Here is an 18,584-nt window from a genome sequence, read left to right as displayed (position 1 = left end):
TACAGTTCTTTTTAGAATAGCATGATTCTAGCATTTTGACGAACTGGCAACTGTGGTAAAATAAACAAATGAATGCTTACTGAGGATAGGATGGTCACGATGCACTTAAAACGAATCGAACTCGCTGGCTTTAAATCGTTTGCCAAGCGGATTGAACTAGATTTTCGTCCCGGCGTCACAGCCGTGGTTGGACCGAATGGGAGCGGAAAATCAAATATATCGGACGCTGTTCGCTGGGTACTCGGTGAGCAGTCGGCCAAATCGCTCCGCGGAGCGAAAATGGAAGACGTCATCTTTGCCGGCAGTGAAGGTGAGAACCATCGCAACGTCGCCGAGGTGACGCTCGTCTTGGACAACACGGACGCCCATTTGCGCTTGCCGTACGCAGAAGTGAGCGTGACGCGCCGCGTCACACGGAGCGGCGACAGCGACTACTTCATGAACAAAAAGCCATGTCGGCTCAAAGACGTGATTGACCTGTTCATGGACACGGGTCTATCGCGCGACGCGTTCGCCATCATCGGTCAAGGCCGGGTCGAACAAGTCATCTCAGGAAAACCGGAAGACCGTCGGGCCGTCATTGAAGAAGCGGCCGGGGTGTTGAAGTACCGCCAACGTAAAAAACAAGCCGAACGGAAGCTCCAGGATACCGAGCTGAATTTGTCTCGGGTCGATGACATCTTGTATGAACTCGCCGACCGGGTCGAGCCGCTCCGGGAGCAAGCCGCACTCGCCCGCGAGTATCAAGTCGCCAAAGCACGTCACGATGAGCTCGAGACGGGCATTCTCGGCGCCGAGATCACAGACCTCGGCACGGGTATCGCTCGTGTGTCCGAACAGTTGCGGACGGCCGAGACGAACCTTACGGAGCAAGACGGCACATTGGCCACGATTTCAGACGAGCGGACGGCGCTCGAAGCGACACTCGCCGCCGATCGGGAAACACTCGACACGCTCCACCAAGAAGAACGGACCCAAGCGACCGAACTTGAACGGTTGACAGGTGAAATCAAGCTCGCGAAAGCCCGTGAAGAGCACGGGGCGGAGACGAAAGAACGCCTTGAACGCCAACGAATCGAATTGGCCGAAGAGACCGAACAGTTGACGCAGAAGTTAAACGTGGCCAACGCGGATATGGCGTCCAAAGCCGAGGCGTTACATACCGTGGAAGCGGCACGCGCCGAGCTCGACACACAATTGACAGCGGCGACGCGTGACTTTAACGCAGAAATCGAACAGCTTCAAGGCGAGGCGTTCGAACTGGCGACGACACGCGCCACGCTGAGTAACCAACAGAAGCGTGAACAGCGCGATATCGAACAAGCAGAAGAAGCGAAAGCCCGTCTCCTTCGTGAGAACAAGGACCGCCTCGACGTGCGGACCGAACAGACGGCATCGCTCGAGGCCGAACAGGCTCGTCTCGAGAAGGCGCGGTCGACGTGGGAGACGCTACTCGCCGAAGAAGCCGATTTGACCGAACAAGAAACGACACTTCGGGACAAGCTGGCCCGGGCCGAGCAGTCGTACCACGACCTCGACCGACGGCGTCAGAAGACCGAGGACCGCATCGAGTTGCTCGAACGGATGAAGCAGTCATATGAGGGTTATTTCCATGCCGTCAAATTCGTGTTGAAAGAACGGGGTCCGGGTGTGCTCGGTGCGGTCGCGGAATTGATTCACGTCCTCCCGTCCTACGAGGCCGCTATCGAGACGGCGCTCGGTCAGACGCAACAACATATCGTCGTCGAGACGGAAGCGGTCGGACGCCGTGAGATCGACCGATTACGGAAAGCGAGCGCCGGACGGGCCACGTTCGTCCCGATGACGACCGTGAAGGAACGTTACGTCCCGAGTGAAGTCGCGCACCGCCTCGAATCAGTCGACGGGTTCGTCGGCATCGCCGCCGACCTCGTCGAGACGGACCCGGCCTACGATAAATTGAAGCGGTCCCTTCTCGGTGCCGTCATCGTCGCCAACTCACTCGAGGTGGCCAACCGGATCGCCCAGACGACCGGATATCGCTATCGCATCGTCACGCTCGAGGGGGACATCGTCAACGTCGGTGGTTCGATGACCGGGGGTAGCCGGAAGCAAGGCGTCGCCTTGTTCACCCAGTCCCGGGAACTCGATGACTTGAAACACGGGTTGACGCAAGGGTTGGCCATGCTGCACGAGCAACAGTTACGCGTGACGACGTATACCGATGAGATGTCACGGTTGCGTGAGTCGCTCCAAGCGCTCAAGCTCAAGAAACGCGAGGCGGAAGAGACGCTTCGCTCGACGGAACAGGCGTATCGAAACTTGGAGCGGGTGTCGCAAGACGCCAAGGCACAACTCGAACTATTCGACCACGAGATGGCGCGCTACGCCCATACGATCGCATCTGCCACAAATGAGTTGACGCGACTTGCCGAAGAGCTCGAGTCGACCGATGCATTGCAAGCCTCGATTCGGACCGAACTTGAGACCCTCCGCGGCGAGCAAGCGAAAGGCGCCGAGACGACGGGGCAACTGCAGGCAGCCATCCGTCAAAACGAACTCGATCGTCAACGGCACACGCTCGACCTCGACCGCGTCCGTGCGGAAGTCGAGCGACTCGAGACCGAGGTCGCCAAACAGACGGCACGTCTCCAACAAATCGAGCGTGAGCTCGAACATGTGGCGAGCGGCCGGGTCGTCTCTTCTGCCGAGCTCGAGCTCGAGCACGTCGAGGCGGTCAAACAGATGGATGGATTGAAAGACCGGATGACGTTGCATACGAAACAGCTGCACGCCGAAGAAGAGTCATACCGCATCCTCAGACAGCGGGAACAACAGGCAGCAGACGTACGTCGTCGGCTCGAGGCGGATGTCCGCAAACTCGAGACCGAGGCGAACGAGCTCGAGTTGAAACGGAAGTGGAAACTCGACGCGCTCGAGGAACGAGGACTCGTCTTCGAGTTGCTCCCGACGCTCACAATCCCGCTCGATGAGGCGAAAGAAGAGTTCAAGTTGCTCGTTCGTCAAATTGAAGAGATCGGACCGGTCAACTTGAACGCAATCGAGGAGTTTGATCTCGTCAATGAACGGTTCATGTTCTTGTCCGAGCAACGGGATGACCTCGTCAGCGCCAAAGAGGACTTGTATGACATCATCACCGAGATGGACCGCGAAGTGACGCGATTATTCAACGAGACGTATACACTCGTCCGTGGTCATTTTAAACAGACGTTCCACGAGCTGTTCGGTGGTGGCGAGGCCGATTTGAAACTCGTCGACGAGTCCGACCTGCTCAATACGGGCATTGAGATCGTCGCCAAACCGCCCGGGAAGAAATTACAGACGCTCAGTCTGCTCTCGGGCGGAGAACGGGCCTTGACGGCGATTGCGCTCCTGTTCGCCATCCTGAAAACGAGACCCGTCCCGTTCTGCGTGCTCGATGAAGTCGAGGCGGCGCTCGACGAGGCGAACGTCCATCGGTTCGGGGAATATATCCGGACGCTGTCGATCGATACACAATTCGTCATCATCACCCACCGTAAAGGGACGATGGAAGCGGCGGACACGCTCTATGGCGTGACGATGCAACAAAACGGTGTCTCCGAGGTGCTTTCGGTCGAACTATCCGAAGCGAAGCGCGTCGTCGAGACGGAACAAGAGATGGAGGAATTAAGTTGAGTTTTTTTAAGAAGTTAAAAGAGAAGTTGACGACCTCGACGCAAGAGGCGTCACAAAAGTTTACCGACGGATTGACGAAGACGCGGGACGGGTTTGCCAGTGCCGTCAACGATCTCGTCTACCGGTTCCGCGAAGTCGATGAGGATTTCTTCGATGAACTCGAGGATTTGCTCATCCAGGCGGACGTCGGGGTGACGACGACGATGGACCTCGTCGAAGATTTGAAAGAAGAAGTGAAGCGCCGCAATTTGAAAGATCCGGTCGCCGTCCGTGACGCGCTCGTCGAAGTCGTGGCGAAGCGACTTCAAGAAGACGAGTCGGACCGGGAGTTGAACATGCAGGACGGATTGACCGTCATCTTGTTCGTCGGCGTCAACGGCGTCGGGAAGACGACGACGATTGGCAAGCTCGCGCACCAGTTGAAGTCGGAAGGCCGTTCGGTCATGCTCGCGGCAGGGGATACGTTCCGGGCCGGTGCCATCGACCAGCTCCAAGTTTGGGGCGAACGTGCCGGCGTCCCGGTCATCCGCCAAGCCGAAGGGTCGGACCCGGCCGCGGTCGTGTTCGACGCCGTTCAGGCAGCGAAATCGCGCGGCGTCGACGTCTTGATTTGTGATACGGCCGGACGTCTGCAAAACAAGGTCAATTTGATGAAGGAACTTGAGAAGGTGAAGCGTGTCATCGAACGCGAAGTACCGAATGGTCCGCACGAAGTGTTGCTTGCCTTAGACGCGACGACAGGGCAGAACGCGATGGTCCAGGCGAAGGCGTTCCAAGAAGCGACGAACGTGAGCGGGATCGTCTTGACGAAGCTTGACGGGACGGCCAAAGGCGGCATCGTGCTCGCGATTCGAAACGAACTCGATATCCCGGTCAAATATGTCGGTCTCGGTGAGAAAGTCGACGATTTACAGGCGTTCGACCCGGAGCAGTTCGTGTACGGATTATTTGGTGACATCTTCGAAGAGAAACAACAGACAAACGATGACCTCGCCTAAGTTTCTCTGTTAAGAAAAAAACTTGACAAGAGATGGGGACGGCTGTACTATTGGTAGTTGTAAAGGGATTTCACTTAACATGTGGAGGTGGAGGTCATGTCGCTCGAAAAGACGAATCGAATGAACTATTTGTTCGATTTTTATCAAGCACTACTCACACCGAAACAGCGCAACTATATGTCTCTTTATTACCTAGATGACTACTCGCTCGGAGAGATTGCGGAAGAGTTTGAAGTCAGCCGTCAAGCGGTCTACGATAACATAAAGCGTACCGAAGCGATGCTTGAGCAGTATGAGGAGAAGTTGGCCTTGTTCGAGAAATTCGAACAGCGACAACAACTGCTTCAGACGCTCAAACGTCAAGTCGAACATTCGTCCGACGCGACGGAAACGATTTCGGCGCTTGAGAATTTAGAGTAGGGGGCTGAAGCATGGCATTTGAAGGATTATCCGAACGGTTGCAATCGACACTGGCGAAAATGCGGGGGAAAGGTAAAATTTCCGAAGCAGATGTCAAAGAGATGATGAGAGAAGTTCGTCTCGCACTCCTTGAAGCCGATGTCAACTTCAAAGTGGTCAAACAGTTCGTCAACGACGTGAAAGAACGGGCCATTGGCCAAGACGTCATGAAATCGTTGACACCTGGCCAACAAGTTGTCAAAATCGTTCATGAAGAGCTAACGAACTTGATGGGAAGCGATGTCGTCCCAATCACATTTAACCCAAAACCACCGACAGTCGTCATGATGGTCGGGTTACAAGGTGCGGGGAAAACGACGACGACCGGGAAGCTCGCGAACTTGATTCGCAAAAAGCACAACCGGAGTCCACTTCTCGTCGCGGCGGATATTTATCGGCCAGCGGCCATCAAACAGCTCGAGACACTCGGCAAGCAGCTCGATTTACCGGTGTTCTCACTTGGCGATCAAGTGAAGCCGGAAGAAATCGTCACAAAAGCGCTCGAGTACGCCAAAACCAATCATCACGATTTCGTGTTGATCGATACGGCCGGTCGCCTTCACATTGACGAGACGCTCATGGGCGAACTCGAGAACGTGAAGACGATTGCCAAACCAAATGAAATCTTCCTCGTCGTCGATGCGATGACGGGTCAAGATGCGGTCAACGTGGCCGACAGCTTCAATGAGAAACTCGGAATCACCGGCGTCGTGCTCACAAAGCTCGACGGTGATACACGTGGTGGGGCAGCCCTTTCAATCAAGGCAGTCACGGGAGCGCCGATTAAGTTCGTCGGTCTCGGTGAAAAGTTGGATGCCCTCGAACCATTCCACCCGGAACGCATGGCGTCACGGATTCTTGGGATGGGGGACGTGCTCACGCTCATTGAAAAAGCCGAGTCACAGATGGACCAAGATGCCGCGAAAGAGCTTGAAAGCAAAATTCGCGATGCATCGTTCACGTTCGATGATTTTATCGAGCAGTTGGGTCAAGTGAAAAACATGGGCCCAATTGATGAATTGCTCTCGATGTTACCTGGTGCAGGTAAGATGAAAGGGTTGAAGAACGTCCAAATCGACGAGAAGCAACTCGATCATGTCGAGGCGATCATTCGCTCGATGACGAAGCATGAGCGCTCCAATCCTGAAGTGCTCAACGCGAGTCGTCGTAAGCGGATCGCAAAAGGGAGCGGTCGTTCCATCCAGGAAGTGAACCGTCTCATCAAACAGTTCGATGACATGAAAAAGCTCATGAAGCAGATGTCAGGACAAATGAAAGGGAAGAAAAAAGGTCTCGGCCTTCCGTTCTTCTAAGAAAACTTTTGTCAGTCGGGCAAAAAAACAGTATACTATTAAAGTTGTCAATTCTTAAACACATGATGGAGGTATATTACCATGGCAGTTAAAATTCGTCTCAAGCGCATGGGCGCAAACAAATCACCTTTCTACCGGATCGTTGTAGCTGATTCACGTTCACCACGTGATGGCCGCTTCATCGAGCAAGTCGGTCACTACAACCCGGTTGCAAAACCAGAAGCAGAAGTTCGCATCAATGAAGAACTCGCTCTCAAATGGTTGGCAGACGGCGCGAAGCCATCTGACACAGTACGTAACTTGTTCTCTAAAGCAGGGATCATGGAGAAATTCCACAACGCGAAAAACGCGAAGTAAGGATGTGGCCGACCTTTTATGAGGTCGGCCCATTTTTGTGAGGAGGCATAACAATGGAATGGTTATACGTAGGTAAAATCGCCAACACCCATGGCTTAAAAGGGGAATTGAAACTGCTCGCCGCGACCGATTTCCCGGCGGAACGCTTCAAAAAAGGCGAGACGCTCTATTTGGACATCGACGGCAAGAAGGTCCCGTTCGAGGTGACGACGTATCGTCCGCACAAACAGTTCCATCTCGTGACGTTCAAGGGGCTCGAGAATATCAATCTCGTCGAGAAATATAAAGGGATGAAGCTATACGTCCATGTCGAGCACGTCCACGAGTTGCCGGAACATGAGTTTTATTACCATGAGATCATCGGTTGCGAGGCCGTCGTCGACGGTGAGGTCATCGGAGTCGTCGATGACATCTTCGAGACCGGCGCGAACGACGTCTGGGTCATCAAGCGCCCCGGCAAGTCAGATGCGCTCATCCCGTACATCGAGTCGGTCGTGAGCGACATCGATGTCGAGGCGAAACGTGTCGTCATCACCCCGATCCCGGGAATGATCGACGATGAAGATTGATGTCTTAACGTTATTCCCCGAAATGTTCGCCCCGCTCGATCATTCGATTGTCGGACGGGCCCGCACGCTCGGGCAAGTCGAGATGACGCTCACGAACTTCCGTGACTTCTCGACGAACAAACACCACAAAGTCGACGATTACCCATACGGGGGCGGGGCGGGCATGCTGCTCACCCCGCAACCGATCTTTGACGCCTTTGACGCCATCGACAAGAGGCGTCCCCGCGTCATCGTCACGACGCCGACAGGACGCCGCTTCGACCAACAGCTGGCAGAAGAGTGGGCGACAGAGGAACATCTGATTTTTTTATGCGGCCATTACGAAGGGTTCGACCAACGCATCCATGACGAGCTCGCGACGGACGAAGTGTCAATCGGCGATTTCGTCATGACCGGCGGTGAACTCGCGGCGATGGTCATGATCGATGCGACGGTGCGGCTCATCCCGGAAGTGCTCGGCGATCAAGCGAGCCACGAGGACGACTCGTTTTCGACGGGGCTACTCGAGTACCCGCACTACACGCGACCGGCGGAGTTCCGTGGCCTGAAGGTGCCAGACGTTCTCTTGTCAGGCAATCACGCCAAAATCGAGACGTGGCGCCGCGAACGGTCACTTGAACGTACGTATCGCCGGCGACCGGAACTGCTCGAGCGAATCGACATGTCGAAGTCGGATAAAAAATTCATTGAATCGTTGCGCGATTGACCAAATTATGCTATGTTTGAGCATGTGGGTTAACCCCACCGATTACCGATGTTCCGCTGTTGGATGCTTGGGCAGATGAAGATATGAACATTGAAGAAAAAGGAGAACAATTCATGAACACACAAAAACTGTTCCGTGAAATCACAGAAGAACAATTCAAATCGGACGTACCTGCTTTCCGTCCTGGTGACACAGTACGTGTCCACGTTAAAGTCGTAGAGGGAACGCGTGAGCGTATCCAGATCTTCGAAGGCGTAGTCATCAAGCGTAAAGGTGGCGGCATCAGCGAAACATTCACAGTCCGTAAGATCTCTTACGGCGTAGGTGTTGAGCGTGCATTCCCGCTTCACTCACCGCGTGTCGCGCAAATCGAAGTCGTTCGTTACGGTAAAGTCCGTCGTGCGAAACTCTACTACCTCCGCAACCTTCGCGGTAAAGCAGCACGTATTAAAGAAATCCGTCGTTAAGATGGGGATTAAGCTTGTCGCTTGCGACAAGCTTCTTTTTTTCTAGTACAATAAGTTCAAACGGACAGAGGAGTGAGGCAAGTTGAAAGAAGTGTTCAGTTGGCTTAAGGCGATCGTCGTTGCGCTCGTCATCGCGTTCGTGATCCGGACGTTCATCTTTGTACCTGTCATCGTCGAGGGAGAGTCAATGATGCCGACGCTCCAAAATGCCGATCGTATGATTGTCAGCAAAATCTCAAATTACGTCGGTGAGCTCGACCGGGGCGATATCATCGTCTTCCACGCGACGGAATCGAAAGACTATATCAAACGCGTCATCGCCATCCCTGGCGACACGCTTGAATATCGGGACGATACGCTTTATTTGAACGACGAAGCGGTCGAAGAACCGTATTTAGAAGATTTCCGGGCCCAGATGAACGGCTTTCCTCTTACCGAGAACTTTACGCTCGAACAAGTGACGGGCGAGGCGGTCGTCCCAGAAGGCTCGTACTTCGTCATGGGTGACAACCGACAAAACTCGAAAGACAGCCGTGAAATCGGCTTTGTCCCGAAAGAGGATGTCGTCGGCAAAACGAACTTCGTGTTCTGGCCGCTCGGCGATTTCGGGACCGTACAAGAATAAGGTGGTGTTTTTTTGGCAATTCAATGGTTCCCTGGCCACATGGCCAAGGCACGAAGACAAGTAACAGAAAAGTTAAAGCTCATCGATGTCGTCATCGAACTCGTCGATGCACGCGTCCCACAATCGAGCCGTAACCCGATGGTCGATGAGATTACGGAAGGCAAACCGCGTCTCATCGTCTTGAATAAAGCCGATATGGCCGACCCGGTCGTCACCGACGCTTGGCTCCGCGCCTTGAAGCGCGATGACGTCGAGGTCGTCGCCGTCGACGCGAAACATAGCAAAGGTTTGAAGCAGCTCATGTCGGGCGCAGAGAAGCTCATGCAAGAGAAGCATGACCGCATGCGAGAGAAAGGCCGGAACCCTGGCCCGATTCGTGCTCTCATCATCGGCATCCCGAACGTCGGCAAGTCGACGCTCATCAACCGCCTCGCCGGACGCAATATCGCTGTCACTGGCGACCGTCCGGGTGTCACGAAGCGCCAGCAATGGATCAAGATGAAAGGCGGCGAGATGGAATTGCTCGATACGCCGGGGATTCTTTGGCCGAAGTTCGAGGACCAGATGGTCGGTTATCGCTTGGCGGCGACTGGTGCCATCAAGGATGATATCTTGAACCTTGATGATATCGCGCTCTATGCGACCCGTGAGCTATCGGCCCGCTATCCGGAACAGTTGAAAGAGCGATTCAAAATTGATCAACTGCCGGAAGATGCCGTCGAACTGCTCGAATTGATTGGCAAGAAACGTGGACTCGTCAGCGGCGGCTACGTCGATTTCGAGAAAGCGAGCGAATTACTATTGAATGAACTGCGTCATGAGAAAATCGGACGGGTCTCCCTCGAGACGCCGGCCGACCATGACATGGCGTGAAGTCCTGTGCAAACAGGGCTTTTTTGAATAGGGGGAACGGAATGACGATTCAAGCGATTAAACAACGGCTACAGATGGTCCGATATGAAGAGTGGGAGCAGGTGCGGGACGAGTTGAAAGACGACCCGCGGGCGGGAGTCCAGACGCTCATCCGGCAACGAGAGCGGCAGTTCGCACAAGAACATGCCCTCCGTGCCGATTATACGGCCCGTCACGCGTTCGAAGACGGTTTGAAGGCCCAAGGGTTCAGTCTCATCGGCGGCGTCGATGAGGTCGGTCGAGGGCCACTCGCGGGTCCCGTCGTCGCGGCGGCCGTCATCTTGCCGGAAGGATTTTATCATCCCGGCCTGAACGATTCGAAAAAGATGTCGAAACGGGCGCGGGAACTGGCCTACCGCATCCTCATGGACGAGGCATCGGTCGGCGTCGGCATCGTCGACGCTGACGTGATCGACCAAGTCAATATTTATGAGGCGACGAAACTGGCGATGGTGGAAGCGGTCCGACAGCTCGGAGCGGTCGATGCGCTGTTAATCGACGCGATGCGGCTCGACCTCGACATTCCGCAGCAGTCGCTCGTCAAAGGGGATGCCCGGAGCGTCTCGATTGCGGCGGCGAGCGTCGTCGCCAAAGTCGTTCGCGACAACATGATGGAAGATTTCGCCGTCCTCTATCCCGGTTACGGGTTCGAGCGGAATGCGGGCTATGGCACGAAAGACCATTTGACCGGGCTCGCGGAACACGGCATCACACCGATTCACCGGAAATCGTTCGCACCGATTAAACAGATGTAGGAGGGGAAACGATGCGCATCGATCACCAAGGCGTCATGCCGTTCAAGGTCACGGAACAGAATTCACGGCAACTGCTCGTCGGCAATACGGTCGTCGGCCGGGTGCTCCAGCTGTTGCCAGGAGGCGAGGCGGTCATGCAGCTGCCGCAAGGTTTGTTCCGGGTCGGGGTGAACGCCGACGTCAAAGAAAATGTGACGTACAAGATGATCGTCACGGAGCTCGAACCGAAGCTCGTTTTGAAGGTCGTGCCGCAACAAGCAGAAGCGCTCGCGCAAGCAGCACGGTCACCGCTCGCCCAGCTCGGTAGCGAGCTCGGACGCCTGGCCCGCCAGCCGCTCGACACGCCCGATTCGCTACAAGCACAAGGACGTCAATTGCTCGAGAGCGGGGCCGGGTCGGATGTGAAACAGCTCGTCGGTGAGTTGTTCAAAGCTAAAGGTGACCCGAAGTTCGAACAGTTCGTGCGGGCCCAGGAGACGTTCAACGCCCTCCAAACGCCGCCGTATGTCGTTCAAGCATTTCACATACCGAATTTAGGGCCGTTTGAACAAGTACGGTTCCGTCTCGAGGCACCGAAAGGCGAGGTCATCGACTCCGACCATGCCCGCATCGTGCTTTTCCTCGAGACCCCGAAGTACGGGGAGACGGGCATCGACCTGCTCGTCCAGAAGCGGCACGTGTCGGTTAAAGTGTTCAATGAGCAGCATGATTTGAGTCCGTTCGTCAACGCCTACGAGCCGCTGCTCGGGCGCGCACTTGAAGCGAGCGGCTATGAGCTGTCCCGCTTCTCGTTCGAAGCAAAGCGGGAAGCGGTACAGGACACGTTCGCCCCGCTCGGAAAGGTGGACCAACGCGTATGACCGATCGCAAACAAGCCATCGCCTTGTCCTATGAGCAATCGATGGAGTCTCCACGCGTCGTCGCCAAAGGCGGCGGACTCGTCGCCGAGCGCATGCTCGCCCTCGCCCAAGCGAACGGGGTTCCGATTCATGAGGACCCGGCCTTGTTGTCGCTTTTGTCCGCCCTGCAGATTGAAGAGCAGATTCCGGACGACCTGTATCAGGTGATCGCCGAGCTTTTCGTGTTTCTTTATCAGATGGAACAAGGAAAAATCGAGGATGTCTAGGGGTAGATGTGAAAAAAAGATGAAAACTTAAAGCAAGAACGATAGACAGCGCTTTCAGTTTTTCGTTACAATAGACATGCCGATATTAAAGGGGACTAAGGGGGAAACGAAATGAATATCCATGAGTATCAGGCGAAAGAATTGCTTCGGGCGTTCGGAGTGGCCGTACCTACGGGCTATCCGGCGTTCACGGTTGAAGAAGCAGTCTCAGCCGCCGCCAAGCTAGACGGTGAACTAAAAGTTGTCAAAGCTCAGATCCACGCAGGGGGCCGCGGGAAAGCCGGCGGTGTCAAACTTGCGAAGACGGATGAGGAAGTCAAACAGTACGCGTCAGAGATTCTCGGCAAGACGCTCGTCACGCATCAGACTGGACCTGAAGGAAAAGTCGTGCAACGCCTTTACATCGAAGAAGGTTCTGCGATTGACCAGGAATTTTACTTAGGACTTGTGCTTGACCGTTCGATCGGCCGAATTGTCATCATGGGTTCATCAGAGGGCGGTATGGACATCGAAGAAGTCGCTGAACATACACCTGAAAAGATTCATAAAGAAGTCGTCGACCCGGTCGTCGGACTTCGTCCGTTCCAAGCGCGCCGACTTGCTTTCAAGATGGAAGTGCCGACAAAACTCGTCAACAAATTCAGTGACATGGTCATGAAGCTGTACAAAGTGTATGTCGAGACGGATTGCACGATCGCGGAAATCAACCCGCTCGTCACGACGAAAGACGGAAACGTCATCGCGCTCGATGCGAAGCTCAACTTCGACAGCAACGCGCTTTATCGTCATACGGATATCGTCGATCTTCGCGATACGACAGAAGAAGACCCGCGTGAAGTCGAGGCGTCAAAACACGACCTCAGCTACATCGCGCTCGATGGCAACATCGGTTGCCTCGTCAACGGTGCCGGCCTTGCCATGGCGACGATGGATATCATCAAGCATTATGGCGCCGAACCCGCTAACTTCCTCGATGTAGGCGGCGGTGCGACGAAAGAAAAAGTAACGGAAGCGTTCAAATTGATTTTGTCAGACGACCAAGTCAAAGGAATCTTCGTCAACATCTTCGGTGGCATCATGAAGTGTGACATCATCGCTGAAGGTATCGTCGCGGCGACGAAAGAAATCGGTCTCGATTTACCACTCGTCGTCCGTTTAGAAGGTACAAACGTGGATGCGGGACGACGCATTCTCGATGAATCTGGACTTGCGATCACTTCGGCGAGCTCGATGGCTGACGGTGCAGAAAAAATCGCGGCACTCGTTCGATAAGGGGGAAACGACATGAGTATTTGGGCAAATCAAGATACAAAAGTGATCATTCAAGGGATCACGGGGAAACAAGGTCTGTTCCACGGCGAACAGATGTTGGCTTATAACACGAAGTTGGTCGGAGGGGTGACGCCTGGTAAAGGTGGCACGACTGTCCTTGACGGCGTACCGGTCTTCAACACGGTGTCCGAGGCCGTCGAAGCGACAGGCGCGAATGCGTCAATCATCTACGTACCACCGGCCTTCGCGGCGGATTCGATCATGGAGGCGGCCGATAGCGGGATTGAACTCATCATCTGTATCACAGAAGGCATCCCGGTCATCGACATGATTCAAGTGAAGCGTTACCTCGAGGACAAACCGGCCCGTCTCATCGGACCGAACTGCCCGGGGATCATCACACCAGGGGAAGCGAAACTTGGCATCATGCCTGGTTACATCCATACAAAAGGCCACGTGGGCATCGTCTCGCGTTCAGGGACGCTCACGTACGAGGCGGTCCATCAGTTGACGACGGCCGGGATCGGTCAATCGACGGCGGTCGGAATCGGTGGCGACCCGGTCAACGGGACGAACTTCATCGACACGCTTCAAGCGTTCAACGACGATGAGGACACGAAAGCGGTCATCATGATCGGTGAAATCGGCGGAACGGCTGAAGAGGAAGCCGCTGAATGGGTGAAAGCGAACATGACGAAGCCGGTCATCGGCTTCATCGGTGGTCAAACGGCTCCTGAAGGGAAACGGATGGGCCATGCCGGTGCCATCATCTCGGGCGGAAAAGGAACGGCTGCCGAGAAAATCAAGACATTGAACGCCAACGGGATTGAAGTCGCCGAGACGCCAGCCGTCATCGGGGAGACACTCATCCGCGTGTTGAAGCAAGAAGGTTTGTATGAAGCTTGCGTGACGGGCCAACCGACCACGTAAACCATTCGGAATGAGGGATGCGCGCCATCCCTCATTTTTTTAGAGGTGATTGTGATGAATCAAACAATTGCTCGATTCGCGGCTGAACGGCTGCCGGTCGAGTTCGTCCATCATTACTTGTCTCATCCTGGTTTGAGCTCCCATCAGTTCCATCCGAACGTCTGGCACAAGGCGAAACGGGCGCTTCGTTCAACGGTCACGTACGACCGTTTTTTGACGTGGGAAGACGAAGCATTCCCGCGCGCTTTGCTCGACATCCCGAATCCTCCGTATTGTTTGTTTTACCGAGGCGATTTAGAGGTACTACAACAACAAACGACCGCTTTGGTCGGAAGTCGTGAATTGAACCGGATCAGCCATCGACTCGTCGAACATTTCCGCCCTTTAATAGAAGAAACTGTATCGGTATCGGGCGGGGCACTCGGCATTGACGGGCTCGTTCACGAGCTGTCGCTGCGGCACCACTGCCCGACGATCGCCATCCTCGGGGCCGGTTTTTCGCACATGTATCCTCATGCCCATCAGCCACTGTTCGAACAGATCTCGAGGCACGGGTTACTTCTCACCGAATACCCACCGGAAACACCTGTCAAAAAATTTCAATTTTTAGAACGAAATCGTCTCGTCAGCGGACTCGGCGACCAGCTCGTCGTCATTCAGGCCCGTCAGAAGAGCGGGACGATGAATACGGTCGGACATGCGCTCGAGCAAGGAAAGACGGTGTTTGCGGTGCCGGGAAGCCCGCTCGATCCGCTCGCGGAAGGACCGAACCGATTGATTGAGGATGGAGCGATTCCATTGACGAATTCCGACCAAATTCTAATGCGTTCAAGGATTGGACGTTGACAAACCAACGACAACATGAATATTATGGTAGGGATTTAAATGACCTCTAAAAGGGGAGCAGATGTATGGCAAAATATTTGGTGATCGTCGAATCACCGGCGAAAGCAAAAACAATTAAACGTTATTTAGGATCGAATTACACGGTCAAAGCATCAATGGGACACGTCATCGACTTACCGAAGAGTCAACTCGGTGTCGACGTAGAACATGACTTTGAACCGAAGTACATTACGATTCGTGGAAAAGGTCCCGTTTTGAAAGAATTGAAGACGGCAGCCAAAAAAGCGACGAAAATCTTTCTCGCGGCTGACCCGGATCGCGAAGGGGAAGCGATCGCTTGGCATTTAGCGCGTGCCCTCGGTGTCGACGAAACGACAGAATGTCGGGTCGTCTTTAACGAGATCACGAAAGATGCGATCAAGGAGTCATTCAAACACCCACGTAAAATCAATCACGATCTCGTCGACGCCCAGCAGGCACGACGGATTTTGGATCGTCTCGTCGGATACGGGATGAGCCCATTATTATGGAAGAAAGTCAAAAAAGGCTTATCGGCCGGACGCGTCCAATCGGTAGCCGTCAAAATGATTATCGACCGGGAGCGGGAAATCAATGCCTTCGACCCAGAAGAGTATTGGACGATCAAACTCACGCTCAACCATGAAGGCGAATTGTTCGAGACATCGTTTTATGGAAAAGACGGGAAGAAACTGGAGCTCAAGAGCGAGGCTGACGCCGACGCGGTGCTCAAAGCGATCGACGACTCGTTCAAAGTCATCGACGTCACGAAGAAAGAGCGGAAGCGGAACGCCTCGCTCCCGTTTACGACGAGTTCGCTCCAACAGGATGCGGCCCGTAAGCTAAATTTCCGTGCCAAGAAGACGATGATGCTCGCGCAACAGCTTTACGAAGGGATCGACCTCGGTAAAAAAGAAGGTACCGTCGGTTTGATCACCTACATGCGTACCGATTCGACGCGAATCTCGGATTTGGCGAAAGAAGAAGCGAAATCGTATATCGAGTCCACGTTCGGTGAAGAGTACGTCGCATTGCAGAAGCAAAAAGAGAAGAAGGCGGCGAACGCCCAGGACGCCCACGAAGCGATTCGTCCGACGTCGGCGTTACGTGACCCGGCCTCGGTGAAAGCGTACTTGTCACGTGACCAGCTCCGACTGTACAAGTTGATCTGGGAACGTCTCGTCGCGAGCCAAATGGCGCCGGCCATCCTCGATACGGTGAAAATCGACGTCGAGTCGAACGGCATGATTTTCCGTGCCAACGGGTCGACCGTCAAATTCCCTGGTTTCATGAAAGTGTATATCGAATCGAAAGATGATGATATCGAAGAGACGAACCCAGAAAAAGAAGGGTTGCTGCCACCGCTCGAAGTCGACGACCTCGTCAAATTCGACACGATCGAACCGAAACAGCACTTCACACAACCGCCACCGCGTTATAGCGAGGCACGACTCGTCCGGGCGATGGAAGAGCTCGGGATCGGTCGTCCGTCGACGTATGCGCCGACGCTCGATACGATTCAAAAACGTGGTTACGTCGTCCTCGAAGAGAAGAAGTTCGTCCCGACGGAGCTCGGTGAACTCGTCATCGAGATGATCGATGAGTACTTCAACGATTTCATCACCGTGCAATTCACGGCCGACATGGAGACGCTCCTCGACTCGATTGAGAACGAGGAAGTCGCTTGGACCGACGTCGTTGCCCCAATCTATCGCAGTTTCGAGAAACGATTGAAGCGGGCCGAGTCTGAGATCGAGAAGATCGAAGTGAAAGACGAACCGGCCGGCATCGACTGTGAAGTATGCGGTGCGCCGATGGTCATCAAGATGGGCCGCTACGGTAAATTCATGGCGTGCTCGAACTTCCCGAACTGTACGAACACGAAACCGGTACAAGTCGAGATCGGCGTCCCATGTCCGAGCTGCAAAGACGGACAAGTCGTCGAAAGACGCAGTAAAAAAGGTCGTCTGTTCTACGGCTGTTCGAACTATCCAGACTGTGAGTTCGTCTCATGGGACAAGCCGGTCGCGAAACCGTGTCCGGAATGTGGTAAGATGATGGTCGAGAAAAAAATCAAAGACGGCGTGAAATATCAATGTACGAACTGTACCCATGCCGAGGTACATCAGTTAGAGGAGGATTAACTTTGCAGCAACGTGTAACTGTGATCGGAGCGGGCCTCGCCGGCTCCGAGGCGGCTTGGCAACTCGCGAAACGCGGAATTCAAGTCGATTTGTATGAAATGAGACCGGTCCGAAAGACACCGGCACACCATACGGACCAATTCGCCGAACTGGTCTGCTCGAACTCGCTACGAGCGAACGGGCTCCAAAACGCGGTCGGTGTCTTGAAAGAAGAGATGCGCACGCTTGATTCGCTCATCTTGAAAGCGGCCGACACGGCAAGTGTACCGGCCGGCGGCGCTCTTGCCGTCGACCGTCATGACTTCGCCGGATTCGTGACGGACACGTTGAAGAACCATCCGAACGTGACCGTGCACAACGAAGAGATCACGGCGATTCCGGACGGGATCGTCATCATGGCGACCGGTCCGCTCACGTCACCGGACCTCTCGGCTTCGCTCAAAGCGTTCACAGGTGAAGATTACCTTTACTTCTACGACGCCGCGGCGCCGATTTTGGACGGCGAGACGATCGACCGGGACAAGGTCTATTTGAAATCACGTTACGATAAAGGTGAGGCGGCGTACCTCAACTGTCCGATGACGGAAGAAGAGTTCGACTTGTTCTATGACGAACTTGTCAAAGCAGAAGTCGTCCCGCTCAAAGAGTTCGAGAAAGAGATTTACTTCGAAGGCTGCATGCCGTTTGAAGTCCTCGCCCAACGCGGTAAGAAGACGCTCTTGTTCGGACCGATGAAACCGGTTGGCCTCGAAGATCCGAAGACGGGCAAACGCCCACACGCGGTCGTGCAATTGCGGCAAGATAACTCGGCCGGCACGCTCTACAACTTGGTCGGTTTCCAGACGCACCTCAAATGGGGCGAACAGAAACGGATCCTTCAACTCATCCCAGGTCTCGAGAACGCCGAGATTGTGCGCTACGGTGTCATGCACCGGAACACGTTCATCAACTCGCCGAGCCTATTGAAACCGACGTACCAGGCCCGCACACGCGACACGTTGTTCTTCGCCGGTCAAATGACCGGGGTCGAAGGCTATGTCGAGTCAGCGGCATCCGGACTCCTCGCCGGGATCAACGCGGCGAAGCTGATCGCGGATGAAGAACTCGTCGTCCTCCCCCGGGAGACGATGCTCGGTTCGATGGCGCACTACATCACGACGACGGACGGCAAGCACTTCCAACCGATGAACGCGAACTTCGGTCTCGTGCCATCGCTTGAAGATGCCCCGAAGAAGATGAAGAAACAAGAACGTTACGAGCGCTACGCGAACCGCGCCCTCGAAACGATTCAACAGTATAAAGAGATTTAAGGGAAAGGAGCCATTTTTTGGCTCCTTTTTTATGAATCTAAATTTCAATTGTGTAATTTGTACAACACTTTGAAAATTTTCAGATTATTGAAGAGGTATCTATTGTCACCTCTGACTGTG

The 18,584-nt window shown here is 54.4% G+C and carries 18 protein-coding genes; all 18 read left to right on the top strand.

Annotated features, from left to right (window positions below; translation table 11 throughout):
* The first annotated feature begins 99 nt into the window (after window positions 1–99).
* The 18 genes from smc to trmFO all read left to right on the top strand — a co-directional run bounded on the left by smc (window position 100) and on the right by trmFO (window position 18,464).
* Window positions 100–3,657, top strand: a complete 3,558-nt coding sequence (gene smc, locus NMQ00_RS09645; protein ID WP_255176525.1) for a chromosome segregation protein SMC — start codon at window positions 100–102, stop codon at window positions 3,655–3,657.
* The gene (gene ftsY / locus NMQ00_RS09640; protein ID WP_255176524.1) at window positions 3,654–4,655 is read left to right on the top strand and encodes a signal recognition particle-docking protein FtsY; all 1,002 of its coding nucleotides are present in this window, start codon (window positions 3,654–3,656) and stop codon (window positions 4,653–4,655) included. Before smc ends, ftsY begins: the two co-directional genes overlap by 4 nt.
* Before the next feature lie 96 nt (window positions 4,656–4,751).
* Window positions 4,752–5,075, top strand: coding sequence for a putative DNA-binding protein (locus NMQ00_RS09635; RefSeq protein ID WP_255176523.1), 324 nt, complete (start codon window positions 4,752–4,754; stop codon window positions 5,073–5,075).
* Between the two features lie 11 nt (window positions 5,076–5,086).
* Complete coding sequence (gene ffh / locus NMQ00_RS09630; RefSeq protein ID WP_034777156.1) at window positions 5,087–6,427, top strand: signal recognition particle protein; 1,341 nt, start codon at window positions 5,087–5,089, stop codon at window positions 6,425–6,427.
* 81 nt (window positions 6,428–6,508) lie between these two features.
* Window positions 6,509–6,784, top strand: coding sequence for a 30S ribosomal protein S16 (gene rpsP, locus NMQ00_RS09625; RefSeq protein ID WP_255176522.1), 276 nt, complete (start codon window positions 6,509–6,511; stop codon window positions 6,782–6,784).
* Window positions 6,785–6,837: 53 nt separating this feature from the next.
* Window positions 6,838–7,353, top strand: coding sequence for a ribosome maturation factor RimM (gene rimM / locus NMQ00_RS09620; protein ID WP_034777158.1), 516 nt, complete (start codon window positions 6,838–6,840; stop codon window positions 7,351–7,353).
* Window positions 7,343–8,059, top strand: a complete 717-nt coding sequence (gene trmD / locus NMQ00_RS09615; protein ID WP_255176521.1) for a tRNA (guanosine(37)-N1)-methyltransferase TrmD — start codon at window positions 7,343–7,345, stop codon at window positions 8,057–8,059. Before rimM ends, trmD begins: the two co-directional genes overlap by 11 nt.
* A 113-nt stretch (window positions 8,060–8,172) precedes the next feature.
* Window positions 8,173–8,526, top strand: a complete 354-nt coding sequence (gene rplS, locus NMQ00_RS09610) for a 50S ribosomal protein L19 (protein WP_015881369.1) — start codon at window positions 8,173–8,175, stop codon at window positions 8,524–8,526.
* Window positions 8,527–8,608: 82 nt separating this feature from the next.
* Window positions 8,609–9,151, top strand: a complete 543-nt coding sequence (lepB, locus tag NMQ00_RS09605) for a signal peptidase I (RefSeq protein ID WP_255176520.1) — start codon at window positions 8,609–8,611, stop codon at window positions 9,149–9,151.
* Between the two features lie 12 nt (window positions 9,152–9,163).
* On the top strand, window positions 9,164–10,024 hold the full coding sequence (gene ylqF / locus NMQ00_RS09600) for a ribosome biogenesis GTPase YlqF (RefSeq protein WP_255176519.1): 861 nt from the start codon (window positions 9,164–9,166) through the stop codon (window positions 10,022–10,024).
* A gap of 41 nt (window positions 10,025–10,065) precedes the next feature.
* Window positions 10,066–10,818 carry a ribonuclease HII gene (locus NMQ00_RS09595; RefSeq protein ID WP_255176518.1) on the top strand — a complete coding sequence of 251 codons (753 nt, stop codon included), beginning with the start codon at window positions 10,066–10,068 and terminating at the stop codon, window positions 10,816–10,818.
* A gap of 11 nt (window positions 10,819–10,829) precedes the next feature.
* Window positions 10,830–11,678, top strand: coding sequence for a hypothetical protein (locus NMQ00_RS09590; protein WP_255176517.1), 849 nt, complete (start codon window positions 10,830–10,832; stop codon window positions 11,676–11,678).
* Window positions 11,675–11,944, top strand: coding sequence for an EscU/YscU/HrcU family type III secretion system export apparatus switch protein (locus NMQ00_RS09585; protein ID WP_021067106.1), 270 nt, complete (start codon window positions 11,675–11,677; stop codon window positions 11,942–11,944). The genes NMQ00_RS09590 and NMQ00_RS09585 overlap by 4 nt, the downstream gene beginning before the upstream one ends.
* 111 nt (window positions 11,945–12,055) lie before the next feature.
* The gene (gene sucC, locus NMQ00_RS09580) at window positions 12,056–13,216 is read left to right on the top strand and encodes an ADP-forming succinate--CoA ligase subunit beta (protein WP_114165532.1); all 1,161 of its coding nucleotides are present in this window, start codon (window positions 12,056–12,058) and stop codon (window positions 13,214–13,216) included.
* Between the two features lie 12 nt (window positions 13,217–13,228).
* Window positions 13,229–14,146 (top strand): succinate--CoA ligase subunit alpha, encoded by a 918-nt coding sequence (sucD, locus tag NMQ00_RS09575; protein ID WP_255176516.1) that lies wholly within the window; start codon window positions 13,229–13,231, stop codon window positions 14,144–14,146.
* Between the two features lie 54 nt (window positions 14,147–14,200).
* Window positions 14,201–14,992 carry a DNA-processing protein DprA gene (gene dprA, locus NMQ00_RS09570; protein ID WP_255176515.1) on the top strand — a complete coding sequence of 264 codons (792 nt, stop codon included), beginning with the start codon at window positions 14,201–14,203 and terminating at the stop codon, window positions 14,990–14,992.
* A 65-nt stretch (window positions 14,993–15,057) separates the two neighbouring features.
* Entirely contained in the window at window positions 15,058–17,154 is a 2,097-nt protein-coding gene (gene topA / locus NMQ00_RS09565) for a type I DNA topoisomerase (RefSeq protein ID WP_255176514.1), read from the top strand.
* A 2-nt stretch (window positions 17,155–17,156) separates the two neighbouring features.
* On the top strand, window positions 17,157–18,464 hold the full coding sequence (gene trmFO, locus NMQ00_RS09560) for an FADH(2)-oxidizing methylenetetrahydrofolate--tRNA-(uracil(54)-C(5))-methyltransferase TrmFO (RefSeq protein WP_255176513.1): 1,308 nt from the start codon (window positions 17,157–17,159) through the stop codon (window positions 18,462–18,464).
* The last annotated feature ends 120 nt before the right edge of the window (window positions 18,465–18,584 follow it).

The organism is Exiguobacterium aurantiacum (assembly GCF_024362205.1).
Taxonomy (GTDB): domain Bacteria; phylum Bacillota; class Bacilli; order Exiguobacteriales; family Exiguobacteriaceae; genus Exiguobacterium; species Exiguobacterium aurantiacum_B.
The sequence above is the reverse complement of the archived record's forward strand: the minus strand, read 5'-3'. Positions and strand labels throughout refer to the sequence as shown.

Coding starts and splice junctions, on each gene's coding strand:
- trmD (WP_255176521.1), top strand. CDS start 7,343: ATGAAGATTGATGTCTTAACGTTATTCCCCGAAATGTTCGCCCCGCTC.
- sucD (WP_255176516.1), top strand. CDS start 13,229: ATGAGTATTTGGGCAAATCAAGATACAAAAGTGATCATTCAAGGGATC.
- rimM (WP_034777158.1), top strand. CDS start 6,838: ATGGAATGGTTATACGTAGGTAAAATCGCCAACACCCATGGCTTAAAA.
- NMQ00_RS09590 (WP_255176517.1), top strand. CDS start 10,830: ATGCGCATCGATCACCAAGGCGTCATGCCGTTCAAGGTCACGGAACAG.
- dprA (WP_255176515.1), top strand. CDS start 14,201: ATGAATCAAACAATTGCTCGATTCGCGGCTGAACGGCTGCCGGTCGAG.
- rplS (WP_015881369.1), top strand. CDS start 8,173: ATGAACACACAAAAACTGTTCCGTGAAATCACAGAAGAACAATTCAAA.
- NMQ00_RS09595 (WP_255176518.1), top strand. CDS start 10,066: ATGACGATTCAAGCGATTAAACAACGGCTACAGATGGTCCGATATGAA.
- NMQ00_RS09585 (WP_021067106.1), top strand. CDS start 11,675: ATGACCGATCGCAAACAAGCCATCGCCTTGTCCTATGAGCAATCGATG.
- ffh (WP_034777156.1), top strand. CDS start 5,087: ATGGCATTTGAAGGATTATCCGAACGGTTGCAATCGACACTGGCGAAA.
- sucC (WP_114165532.1), top strand. CDS start 12,056: ATGAATATCCATGAGTATCAGGCGAAAGAATTGCTTCGGGCGTTCGGA.
- rpsP (WP_255176522.1), top strand. CDS start 6,509: ATGGCAGTTAAAATTCGTCTCAAGCGCATGGGCGCAAACAAATCACCT.
- NMQ00_RS09635 (WP_255176523.1), top strand. CDS start 4,752: ATGTCGCTCGAAAAGACGAATCGAATGAACTATTTGTTCGATTTTTAT.
- smc (WP_255176525.1), top strand. CDS start 100: ATGCACTTAAAACGAATCGAACTCGCTGGCTTTAAATCGTTTGCCAAG.
- topA (WP_255176514.1), top strand. CDS start 15,058: ATGGCAAAATATTTGGTGATCGTCGAATCACCGGCGAAAGCAAAAACA.